Origin of the sequence: Pseudomonas sessilinigenes (genome assembly GCF_003850565.1) — a bacterium.
Classification (GTDB): Bacteria; Pseudomonadota; Gammaproteobacteria; order Pseudomonadales; family Pseudomonadaceae; genus Aquipseudomonas; species Aquipseudomonas sessilinigenes.
Window position 1 is genome coordinate 3746023 of the sequence record NZ_CP027706.1, and the last position, 15500, is coordinate 3761522.

Annotated in this window: 14 protein-coding genes; 8 read left to right on the top strand and 6 right to left on the bottom strand. The window is 63.8% G+C overall.

Annotated features, from left to right (window positions below):
* Positions 1–113 precede the first annotated feature (113 nt).
* A complete protein-coding gene (locus C4K39_RS17275) occupies positions 114–1850 on the top strand; it encodes a hypothetical protein (RefSeq protein WP_124347056.1) in 1737 nt (578 codons plus the stop codon).
* Positions 1851–1970: 120 nt separating this feature from the next.
* On the top strand, positions 1971–2183 hold the full coding sequence (locus C4K39_RS17280; protein ID WP_068578403.1) for a PA3496 family putative envelope integrity protein: 213 nt from the start codon (positions 1971–1973) through the stop codon (positions 2181–2183).
* Here C4K39_RS17280 and C4K39_RS17285 read toward each other — a convergent pair.
* Positions 2125–3087, bottom strand: a complete 963-nt coding sequence (locus tag C4K39_RS17285; RefSeq protein ID WP_068578405.1) for a LysR family transcriptional regulator — start codon at positions 3085–3087, stop codon at positions 2125–2127. The two genes, C4K39_RS17280 and C4K39_RS17285, sit on opposite strands and share 59 nt — an antisense overlap.
* Before the next feature lie 189 nt (positions 3088–3276).
* Between C4K39_RS17285 and C4K39_RS17290 the strand changes: the two genes are divergently transcribed.
* The 4 genes from C4K39_RS17290 to C4K39_RS17305 all read left to right on the top strand — a co-directional run bounded on the left by C4K39_RS17290 (position 3277) and on the right by C4K39_RS17305 (position 8464).
* Positions 3277–4692, top strand: a complete 1416-nt coding sequence (locus C4K39_RS17290; protein ID WP_068578407.1) for an acetyl-CoA carboxylase biotin carboxylase subunit — start codon at positions 3277–3279, stop codon at positions 4690–4692.
* A gap of 98 nt (positions 4693–4790) precedes the next feature.
* Positions 4791–6599, top strand: a complete 1809-nt coding sequence (gene oadA, locus C4K39_RS17295) for a sodium-extruding oxaloacetate decarboxylase subunit alpha (protein WP_022641939.1) — start codon at positions 4791–4793, stop codon at positions 6597–6599.
* Between the two features lie 306 nt (positions 6600–6905).
* Positions 6906–8168, top strand: coding sequence for a HipA domain-containing protein (locus tag C4K39_RS17300; protein ID WP_124348371.1), 1263 nt, complete (start codon positions 6906–6908; stop codon positions 8166–8168).
* Positions 8165–8464 carry a helix-turn-helix domain-containing protein gene (locus C4K39_RS17305; protein ID WP_124347057.1) on the top strand — a complete coding sequence of 100 codons (300 nt, stop codon included), beginning with the start codon at positions 8165–8167 and terminating at the stop codon, positions 8462–8464. The genes C4K39_RS17300 and C4K39_RS17305 overlap by 4 nt, the downstream gene beginning before the upstream one ends.
* A gap of 36 nt (positions 8465–8500) precedes the next feature.
* On the opposite strand, the gene C4K39_RS17310 is transcribed toward C4K39_RS17305, so the two are convergent.
* From C4K39_RS17310 to C4K39_RS17320, 3 genes are read right to left on the bottom strand one after another with little or no spacing between them, the layout of a single operon-like run.
* Positions 8501–9187: a GNAT family N-acetyltransferase gene (locus C4K39_RS17310; protein WP_124347058.1), complete on the bottom strand. Its 687-nt coding sequence runs from the start codon at positions 9185–9187 to the stop codon at positions 8501–8503.
* 20 nt (positions 9188–9207) lie between these two features.
* On the bottom strand, positions 9208–9654 hold the full coding sequence (locus tag C4K39_RS17315; protein WP_124347059.1) for a GNAT family N-acetyltransferase: 447 nt from the start codon (positions 9652–9654) through the stop codon (positions 9208–9210).
* Between the two features lie 24 nt (positions 9655–9678).
* Positions 9679–10302, bottom strand: a complete 624-nt coding sequence (locus C4K39_RS17320; RefSeq protein ID WP_124347060.1) for an FMN-binding negative transcriptional regulator — start codon at positions 10300–10302, stop codon at positions 9679–9681.
* Between the two features lie 104 nt (positions 10303–10406).
* On the opposite strand from C4K39_RS17320, the gene pdxR reads away from it, so the two are divergent.
* Both pdxR and C4K39_RS17330 read left to right on the top strand, forming a co-directional pair.
* The gene (pdxR, locus tag C4K39_RS17325) at positions 10407–11957 is read left to right on the top strand and encodes a MocR-like pyridoxine biosynthesis transcription factor PdxR (RefSeq protein WP_124347061.1); all 1551 of its coding nucleotides are present in this window, start codon (positions 10407–10409) and stop codon (positions 11955–11957) included.
* Positions 11958–11995: 38 nt separating this feature from the next.
* Complete coding sequence (locus C4K39_RS17330) at positions 11996–13207, top strand: YeeE/YedE family protein (protein WP_068578420.1); 1212 nt, start codon at positions 11996–11998, stop codon at positions 13205–13207.
* Positions 13208–13347: 140 nt separating this feature from the next.
* Here the strand turns inward: C4K39_RS17330 and C4K39_RS17335 are convergent, their stop codons facing one another.
* Both C4K39_RS17335 and C4K39_RS17340 read right to left on the bottom strand, forming a co-directional pair.
* Entirely contained in the window at positions 13348–14448 is a 1101-nt protein-coding gene (locus tag C4K39_RS17335; protein ID WP_124347062.1) for a polyamine ABC transporter substrate-binding protein, read from the bottom strand.
* 12 nt (positions 14449–14460) lie between these two features.
* The gene (locus C4K39_RS17340) at positions 14461–15492 is read right to left on the bottom strand and encodes a histone deacetylase family protein (RefSeq protein ID WP_124347063.1); all 1032 of its coding nucleotides are present in this window, start codon (positions 15490–15492) and stop codon (positions 14461–14463) included.
* Between the last annotated feature and the right edge of the window lie 8 nt (positions 15493–15500).

Sequence of the window (15500 nt, forward strand, 5' to 3'; positions counted from 1 at the left end):
CAGGGATGGGTTGGTCCAGCTCAGTGCTGCGAGGGCGATAATAGGGAGCGCGGCTTTTCCGATTTACCGGAAATACGCGGAGGCGATGTCCACTTTTCAGGGAGCAGTGGTAGATGGTCAGGATTCCAACGTATGCACAGGTCTTCGAGACGCTATGCCGTGGGGCGGGGCTGGTGACTGCCACTGCCAATGGCCTTTCCGAGCTTCGGTCCTATGAAGGCCGGCAGCACCTGTACTACCGGGAATTGAATGGCGTGAAGCGGGGTTTGCTACCGGATTTGCTCAGGTATCTGGTACAGGATGACCAGGTGCTGACCGCCAGGCTCCAGCACTATCTGAACCAATACGAGCATATCTTCTCGATACTGAAATCACGTCCGATCATCACTTGCCAGGATTACCCAACGGGGATCGCCCAATTCCTGGATACCTGGGTACTACCGCAGCTGGCGGTCCTTCTGCATCGGTTAAACGGCAAGCTTTCCCCGCGCACGACGCTCTATCATTTCCACGTCCTGCTGGTCAGCCACGGGGCTGGCGACCTGAAGGCTTCTTCCCTGAAGGCCTACGTAAAAAGCCTGGTTCCAGCCACGGTCGAAGCTCCGGATTTTTTCTATGCCCTGGATAAGACCAGCGATAAATCCCATAAGAAACTCTCCACGATCAACGCCGAGATCGAGAGCCTCGGGGCGGAGATTTCATCCAGCAAGCTGACTGCGGCGCAGCAGCAGGAACTGCTGGACACCATTGGCGGTGCGTACCGTGCGGCGACTGCGCTCAATCGTTTTTCCGAGATGTACAGCGCTGCCCAGGTCGATTCGAAGAGCACTTTGATAGAGCGTTTTCGTCATCACTACGAAGCCGTCTACGGGCGTCGGAAGCAGGATCGGTTGCTGATTGCGCATCTCAGACTGTTCGATGGAGTCATCGCTTCCCGCCTGTCCAGTGCCGATCAAAACCCCTACTTTGAGTACATATTCGCTACCTTTTCACAACAAGTCGCCGCCAGGTCGATCGAGGAGTTTGAACCCCTCTACCAGCTTATGCTGGCCTCCGATGAGGACCCCAGGGACCCCGTGGTGATCGAGCAGGCGTTCGCCAGGCTGGAGCGGCATTCGGACTACCCACTGTTTGCGGCCTTTGGAGTGCAGGCACGGGCCGCCCTGACCCTGGAGGAGGGCGAGACAACGCGGGCCCTGGAACTTTATCGGAGCGTCTTGCCGTACGCGGAAAAACAGCAGTTGGGGCATCTGGGGTTCTATTCCGCGTCCTATGCCATCGCGCTGGAAGTGATGCAGGAAACGCCCATGGCGCCCGGGTACCAGAACCCTCTGATCAGCTACAGGATCGAATCGGAGCCGCAGATCGCTGAATTGCATGTGGCCTGGCCGACGGTTTTTACCCCATTCAATGAACAGCCTGAATGGCCCGCCCCGGTGCGAGCGGTGTTTGCCTCGATCAAGGAGTTCAACCGGGACATGTTGGAACTGGCGCGAATTTCCCGGGAGATCTACTGCAACCCGTTGAAGAAGCTCGACGGATTCATGGGAGCGTTCTTCCAGCTGCTTGGGGAGAAGGGCGATGAGGCCCAGTTCGGCAAGCTGATCTGCAAGGCGATCAAGAGCAAGGACAGGGCACGCTCGGTGTTGAGCATGCACACCGCCACGCCCTATGAAGTCCTGCGTGATGAACACCTGTACGCACAAACGCTGTTCGGTGGTCGCCAGCTGTACTTCCAGCTGAACCCGCACTTGCATGCGTACTACCGGTTACCGGAGGCCCACAAGAAACTCATCCTGCAGGCCCTGAGTCCGGAACGTTACCGGCAAGAGTCGCAACAGGCCGTTTGAGCCTGGGCGGCGCCGCTCGTCGGGCGCCGCAAGCTTCATCGTTCTGTTACCCCAGTGACGTACAACTGTCATCGGCTTGGCGCATCGTGAAGCCTCCGTACTCGCATTGGGAGACTCGAAATGGCCCGGCCTTACGAAGAGAGCAGCAGCGCAGTCAAGACCCGTCGTCAGCAGGAAGACCAACGCCGCATGGAATTTCGCCGTGCGATCGAGCACCGCTTCGAACTGCGTCGCCTGCAACAGGAAATCAACGACTACCCCGAGCAGGATGCCGTCAATTACTGGCAGGCCGCTCCGGCAGCTTCCCGTCAAACCGCCCAACCAGCCCGCTGATCTGCACCCGTTCGCTGCGGATAAACCCCAGGAACGCATGCGCTACCGGTGACAGGCGTTTGGCTTTGGCCTGCACCAGGCACCAGCTGCGAAGCAATGGCAGCTCTTCGACCGGCAATTCGATCAAGCCGCCGGTCGCCAACTCAAGGTTCAGGGCGTGGCGCGTCAACAAGGCCACGCCCAGGCCTGCCCGGACGCACTCGCGTTGCGCTTCTGCCGACGACACTTCGAGGATCTGGGTGAAGTGCACGCGCTTCTCCTTGAAGTACTCCTCGCAGGCCAGGCGAGTGCCGGAGCCCTGTTCGCGCAGTACCAGGGTGTAGGGCTCCAGGTCTTGCAAGCGCAGGGCTCCCATATGGCTCAGGGGGTGGTCCGGGGGCGCCACGGCGACGATCGGGTTGTTCAGGAATGGCAGGAATTCCAGCTCCATGTCCTGGGGCACCATGGACATGATCACCAGGTCGTCGCGGTTGTCGGAAAGGCGGCGGATCACCTGGGCGCGGTTGACCACGGTCAGCTGCAGGTGGACTTCCGGGTGCTGGCGCTTGAAGGCGGCGAACAGGTGCGGCACGAAGTACTTGGCGCTGGACTCCACGGCCAGCTTGAGCTGGCCTTGCAGCGAACCCTGCATGTCGGAGAGCTGCATGTCGAGGTTCTCCAGGCGCCCGAAGATGTCCCGGCTGGCCCGTTGCAGGGCTTCGGCGGCTTCGGTCATGTAGAGCTTCTTGCCGACATAGTCGAACAGCGGCTGGCCGATCAGCTCCTCGAGCTGGCGGATCTGCAGGCTGACCGCCGGCTGGGTCAGGGACATTTCCTCGGCGGCCCGGCTGTAGGAGCGTAGATCGCAGACTTCGTTGAAGATCTGCAGCTGGCGCAATGTCAGGCGCATCAAGGATTTACGCATGCTTCAAGGGCTCGCACCGGGGCTGGAGGCAAAACTATAAGTCTTTACTTATGGTTGTCCCAATAATTATTGATTTTTGTTAATCCCTTCGCGGAGCTAGTGTGTCGCTGCGACTGACTTGAAACATTTGGTCACGCGCCGACTCGGTCTAGCGGGTCGTTTGTTTCAACGGCTCAAGGGAAACTCCAAGTGATAAAAAAGATCCTGATTGCCAACCGTGGTGAGATTGCCGTACGAATCGTGCGTGCCTGCGCCGAGATGGGCATCCGTTCGGTGGCGATCTTCTCCGATGCCGACCGCCATGCGCTGCACGTCAAGCGCGCGGATGAAGCCCACAGCATCGGTGCCGAACCGCTGGCCGGTTACCTCAATCCACGCAAGCTGGTGAACCTGGCGGTGGAAACCGGCTGCGATGCCTTGCATCCCGGCTATGGCTTTCTTTCGGAGAACGCCGAACTGGCGGACATCTGCGCCGAACGTGGAATCAAATTCATAGGCCCGGCCGCGGAAGTGATCCGCCGCATGGGCGACAAGACCGAAGCCCGCCGCAGCATGATCAAGGCTGGCGTGCCGGTGACCCCGGGCACCGAGGGTAACGTCGCCGACATCCACGAAGCCCTGCGTGAAGGCGACCGCATCGGTTATCCGGTGATGCTCAAGGCCACCTCCGGCGGTGGCGGCCGTGGTATCCGTCGCTGCAACAGCCGCGAGGAACTGGAACAGAACTTCCCCCGGGTGATCTCCGAGGCCACCAAGGCCTTCGGTTCGGCGGAAGTGTTCCTGGAAAAATGCATCGTCAATCCCAAGCACATCGAGGCACAGATCCTCGGTGACAGCTTCGGCAACGTGGTCCACCTGTTCGAGCGCGACTGCTCGATCCAGCGCCGCAACCAGAAACTCATCGAGATCGCCCCGAGCCCGCAGCTGACCCCCGAGCAGCGCGCCTACATCGGCGACCTGGCGGTGCGTGCGGCCAAGGCGGTGAACTACGAGAACGCCGGCACCGTGGAGTTCCTGCTCGCCGATGGCGAGGTGTACTTCATGGAGATGAACACCCGGGTGCAGGTGGAACACACCATCACCGAGGAAATCACCGGCATCGACATCGTCCGCGAGCAGATCCGCATCGCCTCGGGCCTGCCGCTTTCGGTCAAGCAGGAAGACATCCATCACCGTGGCTACGCGTTGCAGTTCCGGATCAACGCCGAAGACCCGAAGAACAACTTCCTGCCCAGCTTCGGCAAGATCACCCGTTACTACGCCCCCGGCGGCCCGGGCGTGCGCACCGACACGGCGATCTACACCGGCTACACCATTCCGCCGTTCTACGACTCCATGTGCCTGAAGCTGGTGGTTTGGGCGCTGACCTGGGAAGAAGCCATGGACCGCGGCCTGCGAGCCCTGGACGACATGCGCCTGCAGGGGGTGAAGACCACCGCGGCGTACTACCAGGAAATCCTGCGCAATCCGGAATTCCGTAGCGGGCAGTTCAATACCAGCTTCGTCGAAAGCCACCCGGAACTGACCAACTACTCGATCAAGCGCAAACCCGAAGAGCTGGCCCTGGCCATCGCCGCCGCCATCGCCGCCCACGCAGGCCTATGAATGCAGCCGCAAGCTGCGAGCCACAAGCGACAGGACAAAGCAGACCGGCTTTGTCTTGGAGCTTGCAGCCTGAAGCTTGTCGCTAAGAGGAGATAAGAATGTCCAAGAAGATCTTTGTTACCGACACCATCCTGCGTGACGCCCACCAGTCCTTGCTGGCTACCCGCATGCGCACCGAAGACATGCTGCCGATCTGCGACAAGCTCGACAAAGTCGGCTACTGGTCGCTGGAGGTCTGGGGCGGCGCGACTTTCGACGCCTGCGTGCGCTTCCTCAAGGAAGACCCGTGGGAGCGCCTGCGCCAGCTGCGTGCGGCACTGCCCAACACTCGCCTGCAAATGCTCCTGCGCGGCCAGAACCTGCTGGGCTACCGCCACTACAGCGACGACGTGGTCAAGGCCTTCGTGGCCAAGGCCGCGGTCAACGGCATCGACGTGTTCCGTATCTTCGACGCCATGAACGACGTGCGTAACCTGCGCGTGGCCATCGAAGCGGTGAAGGCCGCCGGCAAGCACGCCCAGGGCACCATCGCCTACACCACCAGCCCGGTGCACACCATCGAGGCCTTCGTGGCCCAGGCCAAGCAGATGGAAGCCATGGGTTGCGACTCGGTGGCGATCAAGGACATGGCTGGCCTGCTGACGCCGTTCGCCACTGGCGAGCTGGTCAAGGCGCTGAAGGCCGAGCAGTCGCTGCCGGTGTTCATCCATTCCCACGACACCGCCGGCCTGGCCGCCATGTGCCAGCTCAAGGCCGTGGAAAATGGCGCCGATCATATCGACACCGCCATCTCCAGCTTCGCCTGGGGCACCAGCCACCCGGGCACCGAGTCCATGGTCGCGGCCCTCAAGGGCAGTGAGTTCGACACCGGCCTGGACCTGGAGCTGTTGCAGGAGATCGGCCTGTACTTCTACGCCGTGCGCAAGAAGTACCACCAGTTCGAAAGTGAATTCACCGCGGTGGACACCCGGGTGCAGGTCAACCAGGTGCCGGGCGGGATGATTTCCAACCTGGCCAACCAGCTCAAGGAGCAGGGCGCCCTCAACCGCATGAACGAAGTGCTGGCGGAGATCCCGCGGGTGCGTCACGACCTGGGCTACCCGCCGCTGGTGACCCCGACTTCGCAGATCGTCGGCACCCAGGCGTTCTTCAACGTACTGGCCGGCGAGCGCTACAAGACCATCACCAACGAAGTGAAGCTCTACCTGCAAGGCGGGTACGGCAAGGCCCCGGGTGAGGTCGACGAGAAGCTGCGGCGCCAGGCCATCGGCAGCGAAGAAGTGATCGACGTGCGCCCGGCCGACCTGCTGAAGCCGGAAATGACCAAGCTGCGCGGTGAGATCGGCGCATTGGCCAAGTCCGAGGAAGACGTGCTGACCTATGCGATGTTCCCGGACATCGGCCGCAAGTTCCTCGAGGAACGTGAAGCCGGGACCCTGGTGCCGGAAGTCCTGTTGCCGATCCCCGAGGCCGGTGGCGTCAGCAAGCCGGGCGGCGAGGGCGTGCCGACCGAATTCGTCATCGACGTCCACGGCGAGACCTACCGCGTCGACATCACCGGTGTCGGCGTCAAGGCCGAAGGCAAGCGCCACTTCTACCTGTCCATCGACGGCATGCCGGAAGAAGTGGTGTTCGAGCCCCTCAACGAGTTCGTCGGCGGCGGCAGCAGCAAGCGCAAGCAAGCCTCTGCACCCGGCCATGTCAGCACCACCATGCCGGGCAATATCGTCGATGTACTGGTCAAGGAAGGCGACGTGGTCAAGGCCGGCCAGGCCGTGCTGATCACCGAAGCCATGAAGATGGAGACCGAAGTCCAGGCGGCCATCGCCGGCAAGGTCGTGGCCATCCACGTGGCCAAGGGCGACCGGGTCAACCCGGGCGAGATCCTGATCGAGATCGAAGGCTGATCCACGGCCTTCATCTGTAACGCTTTACCTCGGGGAGGCTACGGCCTCCCTTTTTTTTGCCTGTCATTCGGGGCTACGGCTCTCGGTCTGGTCGAGGGGTCGTCATGAAATCCGCTGTATTTCCGGGCGCTTTCGGCGAATTTAGTAAGTGTATTTAAATACAGATCTATTCTCGATTATTGTTATATATCTGCATTAAAATGCATATTTGTGCTGATCAGTATGATCGGAGTGCATTAAATTGCAGGTAATAAGATGTATCGGCTGACGCTGCAACTCTACCGTTCGGGGGCATGGACCGACGCCATGACCCTTTGCTTCGACAAGCCCGAGGAGGGCTTCAACAGCCCGTGCAGCTTCGGTTATGTGCGGCAGTATCTGGTGGATAACCTGGAGTCGGTCGCCAGTCCGTTGGCCTGCTCGGTCAGTGGGTCGCTGCCCTTGGGCTGGGAGCCGATACGCGAATCCCGGGCTCCGGCATTTCTCTATGACATAGCCCCGGCCGGCGATGCCCGGCGTTTCTTGCTCGGCCATATCGGTCGCGAGTGCCCTGCGGGCGTCGCTGCCGAGCTGTTCCTGTTGGCTCGGGCGACCGCCGCTCCCATCGGTCATCTGCGCATCAAGGAATCCCTGGTCGGTTTGGCCGGGCGGCCCTTGCAAGGGTTTTGCCGGGAGGCGGTGGTGGCCGGCGACCAACGTTTCGTCGAGTACATGCATGAGCAGGGCGCAGCCAGGGGCGCCGGTGGCGAGGCGCCCAAGCTGTTGCTGACACAGAACCGGGCCGGCTTGCTGTATCCCGATGCACTGCTGGAGGACGCCGCTGCAGCCCAGCACTGGCTGGTTAAGTTCCCTCGTAACCGGGCCGCCCAGAACGACTGTGACATCCTCAGGAGCGAGTTCCACTACTACCGCGCCTTGCAGCAGTTGGACATCGAGACCGTTCCTGCGGCCGGCCTGGCCCTGGAGGAGGGACACGTGCCCAGCTTGTGGTTGCCGCGTTTCGACCGTCGTGTCGGCCCGGCAGGCGTCGAGCGCTTGGCGCTGGAGTCGATCTATTCGCTGGCAGGGTTGGTGGGCTACGACCAGGGCATGCGCCATACCGAAGTGCTGGGGACCCTTGCCGAGCTGTGGCGAGCGGCGGGGCAGGAGGCCTCGATTCCCGAGCTGGTGGCCGACTACCTGCGCCGGGAGCTGATCAACAAGATCCTCGGCAATCCCCATAATCATGGGCGCAATATCGCGGTGATCCGCGATGAAGACGGTGTGCGCCTGGCCCCGATCCATGACCTGGCCCCCATGGTGATGGATACCGCGGGAATTGCCCGTGCCACCAAGTGGCCCGGACGAATGGAAGTGGCCGGCGAGGTGGACTGGCGCCTGGTCTGTGCCAGCCTGCGGCCGTTGCTCGATCCTGAGTTGGCCCTGGCGCACCTGCGCGAGGATGCCGAGCGCCTGCGCGCCCTCCCGGACCTGCTCGATGCCGGAGGCCTGCCGGCGGCCACCATGAACCATCCAGGTGTCCACCTGCGTCACCTGGACCGACGCCTGCAAGAGTGGGGATTGCGATGAGTACAGCCCTGGACGAACGCGCTGGATTGATCGACGACATCCAGCAGGAGCTGGCCACCGGTCGCTTGCCGCTCGGTGATGCGGTACGACGCCTGCGCACCGAGGTCACCGGGCTGCACCAGAGCCAGTTCGCCAAGATGTGCCGGATTTCCTTGCGGACCCTGGTGCACATCGAGCATGGCGACGGCAACCCGACCCTCAAGTCGATGAACGCGGTGTTCAGGCCCTTCGGCATGCAGATGGGAGTGGTGAAGGTGCAGCGAGCCAGTCGCGCCCGAGCCCTGCCAGGCGATTGAGGACACCCGCTGCGCATGGGGCGCGGCGGGTACCGTTCATTGCCCCGGGATCTGCTCCCGGCACTGCGCCAGACTCCTCAACTGCCCGTGCGGGCCCTGGTTGGCATCGCCCAGCCACTGCTCGAAACCCTTGGCGATGGCCGGCCATTCCGAGTCCAGGATCGAGAACCAGGCGGTGTCGCGGTTCTGCCCCTTGGCCACCATGTGCTGGCGGAACACGCCCTCGAAACTGAAGCCCAGGCGCTCGGCCGCATAGCGCGAGCGGGCGTTGGCGTTGTTGCACTTCCATTCCAGGCGCCGGTAACCCATGGCGAAGGCCTCCTGGGCCAGCAAGTACACCGCCTCGGTGCTCTTGGGCGAGCGCTGCATCGGTGCGCCGAAGGTCACGTGGCCGATCTCGATGCGGCCGTGGGCCGGGACGATGGACATCAGGCTGAGTACACCCTGGGCCTGGCCTGTGGCGAGATCGATCACGGTGAAGAAGTACGGGTCGCTGCTGCGTTCATGGCCTGCCAGCCAGGCGTCGAAGGCCGGGCGCTCGGGGTAGGGGCCGTAGGGCAGGAAGTCCCAGAGCACGGGGTCGGCGTCCGGGCCTTGAAGGGCCTGGAACAGCTCATCGCCATGGCGCGCCGGGTCGAGTTTCTCCAGGCGGATGAAGCGCCCTTGCAAGAGGGTGGCCGAAGGGGCAGGGGCGCCTTGCCAATCGGTGAGGGAAGTCGACATTCAATGGCTCCTGGGCAGGTTCACAGAGGTTTGCGGAACTGGATGAAGCCTGGGCGTTCGGCGATGCGCTCGTAGAGCTGGATGGCCGTGGCGTTGGTTTCGTGGGTCAGCCAGTGGACCTTGGCGCAGCCGTCCTGCTTGGCCTGGGTGTAGACGAACTCGATCAGCTTGCGACCGACTCCGGTGCCGCGCTGTTGCGGGGCCACCAACAAGTCTTGCAGGTAGCAGGCGTTCTCGATGCTCCAGTTGGAGCGATGGTAAATGAAATGCACCAGGCCCACGGCGTGTTCGCCATCCCAGGCCAGGGCGGCATGGGTCGGCTCGCTGGTATCCAGCAAGCGCTGCCAGGTGCTCTGGGTCACGGCATCCGCCAGTTCGGTCTCGTAGAACCGCAGGTAGGCCTGCCACAGGGGCAGCCAGGCGGCGTGGTCGGCGGCGGTGACGGGGCGGATCTGGATCTGGCTCATGAAGGCTCCTTGATTGTTGAAGTATTAGCGCATCAGGTGGGACAGCTGTTGGTCACGCAGGTCGGTGCTGGTCGCCAGGCCCTCGCGGACCCCGGCCATGTCCCGGGCGTCACGGTTCTGGCTGAGCTTGCGCTTGCCCTCCAGGCGCTGGATCGGCAGGGCGAAACCGACGATGGCCTTGAGCATGCCGTCGATGTAGTCGGCGGGGGCATCCTCGACCTTCCAGGGTTGCTGGCGGCCAGCTTCGTGACGCTCGGTAAGGGCCCCGACCAGCTTGAGCAGGCGCTGCGGGTCGTGGAACACCTCGGCCTGGCCGTAGGCATGCACCGCCACGTAGTTCCAGGTCGGCACCACCTTGCCGTGTTCGGCCTTGCTCGGATAGAACGACGGGCTGACGTAGGCATCGCCGCCCTCGAAGATCACCAGCGCCTCGGCACCGGCGGCCAGTTCCGCGCATTGCGGGTTGGCCTTGGCCAGGTGGCCGTAGAGGGTGCCATTGGCCCCTTGGCCGGCCTCCAGCAGCAGCGGCAGGTGGCTGGCCTGCAGGCCCTGGGCACCACAGGTCACCAGGGTGGCCAGGCGGCCGTCATGGATCACCTGGTGCAGGCGGGAGAGGTCATGGTCAGCGAAAGCGCGAGGTAGGTACATGTGGAAAATCCTTGGCGATTGGCTGCATCCTAGGCAGGCTAATGGTTCGTGGTAAGAGCCACTTTTGCTCTATTTCATAGGTCCAATTTCCTGGGTGCACGCCGATGAACAGTGCCTTGCCTCCGCTGTCTTTCAACCCTGCCGGTATTGCCCTGGATCGTCGCCAGGGTCTCAGTCGCCAGCTCTACCAGGCCCTGCGCCTGCGGGTGCTGGACGGGCGCCTGGCCGGCGGTACGCGCTTGCCCGCCAGCCGCGACCTGGCGGGGGCCCTGGGGATCTCCCGCAACAGTGTGGTGCGGGCCTACGACCAGTTGTATGCCGAGGGCTTCATCGAGGCGCGGGTGGGTGATGGCACCTATGTGAGCCAGTTGCCGGAAACCCGATCCTCGGGCAAGAAATTATCCACAAAAGTATCCACAGGCTTTTCAACAGGCTTACCCACAGACTTATCCACAAAATCCGTCGATTTACCTGTGGTTACATCCAGTAAGCTGGCCTCCAACAGCACTTTGCAGCGCCTGCAAAAGCACCATTTGAGCACCCATCCCAGCGGTCCGCCCCGAGCCTTTCGAGTTGGCGTGCCCGCCTTCGACCTGTTCCCGTTCGAGGTCTGGGCCAAGCTGAATGCGGCTTTCTGGCGCAAACCGGACCTGCGGCACCTGTGCTACGGCGACTCGGCCGGAGAGGCGCGCCTGCGCAGCATGATCGCCGCCTACCTGCGCAGCACCCGGGGCCTGCAATGCACGGCTGAACAAATTGTGATCACCAGCGGCGCACAGCAGGGCATCAGCCTTTGTGCACAACTGCTGGTGGAGCCCGGCGACCCCGTGGCTGTGGAAAACCCGGGCTACCGCGCCGCCGGCCACGCCTTCGCCATGGCCGGTGCACAACTGCATGGTATAGCGGTGGACCAGGAGGGCATCGATTGCCGCCAGCTGGCACAGTTGCAGAATTGCCGCGTGGCCTATGTCACGCCGGCCCACCAGTACCCCACGGGGGTGGTCATGAGCCTGGCCCGGCGCCTGGAATTGCTGGCCTGGGCCGAGCGGACCCAGGGCTGGGTGGTCGAGGACGACTACGACGGCGAGTACCGCTACAGCGGTGCGCCCCTGGCCCCCCTGGCGGCGCTGGATCGCCAGGGCCGGGTGATCTATGTCGGCACCTTCGGCAAGGTGGCCTTTCCGGCGCTGCGCCTGGGTTACCTGGTGTTGCCACCTCACCTGGTACAGGACTGCGTGCGGCTGCGGGCGGTGGAAATGCGCCATTCGGAAGTCAGTACCCAAGCGGTGATGGCCGAGTTCATGGCCGCCGGGCATTTCCAGCGGCATATCCGGCGCATGCGGCGCGCGGCCCTGAGCCGGCGCAATACCCTGCTCGAAGCCTGGCCGGCGGCCATCGACGGAGTCGGGCCGCTGCCCGGGGTGACGGCGGGGCTGCACCTGACGGTAAGCGTCGCCAGCCTGGCCCGGGAACAGGAACTGCTCGCCCAGGCCGCCAGTGTCGATGTCGAGGTCAGCGCCCTGAGCCGTTACTGGTTGCCGGACAGCGTGACGCCCGAGGACCAGCGGGCCGGCCTGGTGCTGGGGTTCGCTGCGGTGCCGGAGGCCGACATTCGTTCGGCCATGGCGCGGCTGCGCCAGGCCTGGCGGGTTTGACGGGTATACTTCCGGGCATTTCCCTTTCGAGACCCCCTATGAGCCAGTCCCTCTCCGTGGCGCCCGAACGCAAGTTCGGCGCTCCTCTGTTCGCCTTGCTGCTCCTGGTCGTCGGCGCCTTGTTCCTGCAGGCCCAAGTGGGTGCGCGCCAGGTATTGCTGTTGCTCCTGGGGGCGGCCCTGGGCCTGACCCTCTACCACGCAGCGTTCGGCTTCACCTCGGCCTGGCGGGTGTTCATCCGCGACCGGCGCGGCGCGGGCCTGCGGGCGCAAATGGTGATGCTGGCGCTGGCGGTGCTGCTGTTCTTCCCGGCCCTGGGGGCCGGCACGCTGTTCGGCCAGCCGGTGACCGGCCTGGTGGCGCCGGCCGGGGTATCGGTGATCTTCGGTGCCTTTATCTTCGGCATCGGCATGCAACTGGGTGGCGGTTGCGCATCCGGCACCCTGTTCACCGTCGGTGGCGGCAACGCGCGGATGCTGGTGACCCTGGCGTTCTTCATCTGCGGCTCGCTGATCGCCACCCATCATGTGGACTGGTGGTTCGCCCTGCCTTCGCTGCCGCCGATCTCCATCGTCCAGAGCTTCGGCGTGGGCCCGGCCCTGGGCCTGAGCCTGTGCCTGTTCGCCCTGATCGCAGTGCTGACCCAGGTCCTGGAAAAGCGCCGCCATGGCAGCCTCGAAGCGCCGGTCGGCAGTACGCACCAGGGCTGGCGGCGTTTGCTGCGTGGCCCTTGGCCGCTGGTCTGGGGCGCGGTGGCCCTGGCTCTGCTGAACTTCGCCACCCTGGCCCTGGCCGGGCGGCCGTGGGGCATCACTTCGGCATTCGCCTTGTGGGGGGCCAAGCTCGCGAGTGGGCTGGGCCTGGATGTCAGCCAGTGGGTGTTCTGGCAAGGCGCGGCGAATGCCAAGGCCCTGGCGGCCCCGGTATGGCAAGACATCACCAGCGTCATGGACATCGGCATCGTTCTGGGGGCCTTGCTGGCGGCGGGCCTGGCGGGACGCTTCGCCCCGAGCCTGAAGATTCCCACCCGGTCCCTGGTGGCGGCGGTGATCGGCGGCTTGCTGCTGGGCTACGGTTCGCGCCTGGCCTATGGCTGCAACATCGGCGCCTATTTCAGTGGCATCGCCTCCGGCAGCCTGCACGGCTGGTTGTGGCTGGTGGCGGCCTTCATCGGCAATGGCGTGGGGGTGCGGTTGCGGCCCTGGTTCTTCGCCGAGGAACGGGCGCCCCAGGGCCTGACTGGCTGCTGATGGCTGGTGGCGGCGAGGGAGCGTGCTCCCGCGCGACCGTGTAGCCCTCGTGAAGCCGGCGTTACGAGGGGCAGGCACAAGCGGCTAGTCGGCCTTGGCTTGCTGCGCAATCCGCTGCGAGCAAGCCACAGGGGTAGCGATCAGGTCCCGGCCTTGATCTTGGTCCAGGCCCGGGTCCGCGCCCGCTCGGCATCACGGGGCAGCGGCCGGAGCGTGTAGAGCGTGTTCATGGCTGCCGCGGTGGGGTAGAGGTTGGGGTTGTTGCGGATCGCTGGGTCGACCTTGTCGGTGGCGTCCTTGTTCGGGTTCGGATACCCGACGAAATCGCTGACCGGCGCTATCACCTGGGGTTGCAGCAGGTAGTTGATGAAGGTGTAGGCGTCTTCCGGGTTCTTCGCGCCCTTGGGGATCGCCAGCATGTCGAACCAGATCGGCGCGCCTTCCTTGGGCAGGCGCATGTCCACGATCACGCCGTTCTTGGCCTCCCGGGCACGGTTGGCGGCCTGGGAGAAGCTACCCGAGTAGCCCACCGCCACGCAGATGTCGCCGTTGGCGATATCGGCCATGTACTTGGACGAGTGGAAGTAGGTGATGTACGGGCGAATCTTCAGCAGTAGGGCCTCGGCCTTCTCGTAGTCCGCAGGCTTCTGGCTGTTGGGGTCCAGGCCCAGGTGCTGCAGGGCCAGGGGCAGGATCTCCGACGGCGAATCCAGCAGCGCTACGCCGCACTGCTTGAGCTTGCTGATGTTCTCCTCTTTGAATATCAGGTCCCAGCTGTCCACCGGTGCCTGCTCGCCCAGGGCCGCCTTGACCTTGTCCGGGTTGAAGCCGATCAGGATGGTGCCGTACATGTAGGGCACGGCGAAGCGGTTGCCTGGGTCGTTGGCTTCGATCAGTTGCATCAGCTTGGGGTCCAGGTGGTTCCAGTTGGGCAGCTTGGCGCGGTCCAGGGGCTGGAACACCCCGGCCTCGATCTGCTTGGCCAGGAACACATTCGACGGCACCACCACGTCATACCCGGAGTTGCCGGTGAGCAGCTTGGCCTCCAGGGCTTCGTTGGTATCGAAGATGTCGTACACCAGCTTGACCTGGCTGTTCTGCGCCTTGAAATCTTCCAGGGCCTTGGGGGTGATGTAGTCGAACCAGTTGTACACCCGCAGGGTGCGTTCCTCGGCGTGGGCAGCGGTGCCCAGCAGGCAGGCGCATAGGGCGGGAGCGATGAGGCGTTGGAGTCTTGGCATGTTGCGGGTTCCTTACTGGGCGCTCTGGAAGCCTTCGAGTACGTTCACGGCGTTGATGCCGATTTCCGCGACTGCATAACCGCCTTCCATGACGAACAGCGTCGGTTTGCCGAGGGCGGCGATGCGCTTGCCCATGGCCAGGTAGTCCGGGCTGTCGAGCTTGAACTGGGAGATCGGGTCTTCCTTGAAGGTGTCGACCCCCAGGGAGACCACGATGATATCGGCGCCGTAGCGCTCGATTTCCCCGCAGGCCCGCTCCAGGGCCGCACTCCAGGCGTCCCAGCCGCTGCCGGCGGCCAGCGGGTAGTTGAAGTTGTAGCCTTCACCAACACCTTCGCCGCACTCGTCGGCATACCCCAGGAAGAACGGGAATTCGGCTTCCGGATGGCCGTGGATCGAGGTGAAGAGCACGTCGCTGCGCTCGTAGAAGATCGACTGGGTGCCGTTGCCATGGTGGTAGTCGACATCGAGGATCGCCACCTTGCGCTGGCCCTGGTCGAGGAAGGCCTGGGCGGCGATGGCGGCGTTGTTCAGGTAGCAGTAGCCGCCCATCAGGTCGCTGGCGGCGTGATGTCCCGGTGGCCGGCACAGGGCGAAGGCGCTGTGGGCGCCGCGCTGGATCACCGCCTGGGCGGTCAGGGCAACTTGCGCCGCGCTGTAGGCTGCTTGCCAGGTGCCGGCGGTGATCGGCGCGCCGCCGTCGAAGCTGTAGTAGCCGAGCTGGCCGTGCAGGCTGCTGGGGATCACGCTGCGCAGGGTGCGCGCCGGCCAGGTGTAGGGCAGCAGGTCGCCGTCGATGCCCTTGGCTGCCCAACGCTCCCAGGCGCCCTTGAAGAACTCCAGGTACTCGCGGCTGTGGACGCGCTGGATCGGCTCCAGGCCGAAGTCCTTGGGCGCCTCCACCGGCCCCAGGTTGCGGTACTTCACTCGGTCCAGCACGTGGTCGGCCCGGGAGGGCATTTCGAAGCAGGGCATCAGTTGCCCGTCTATCAGTTCGCAACGGCCATGGTGCAGGTGGTGATCGTCCGAGTAGATCGTCAGCATTTTCTTGT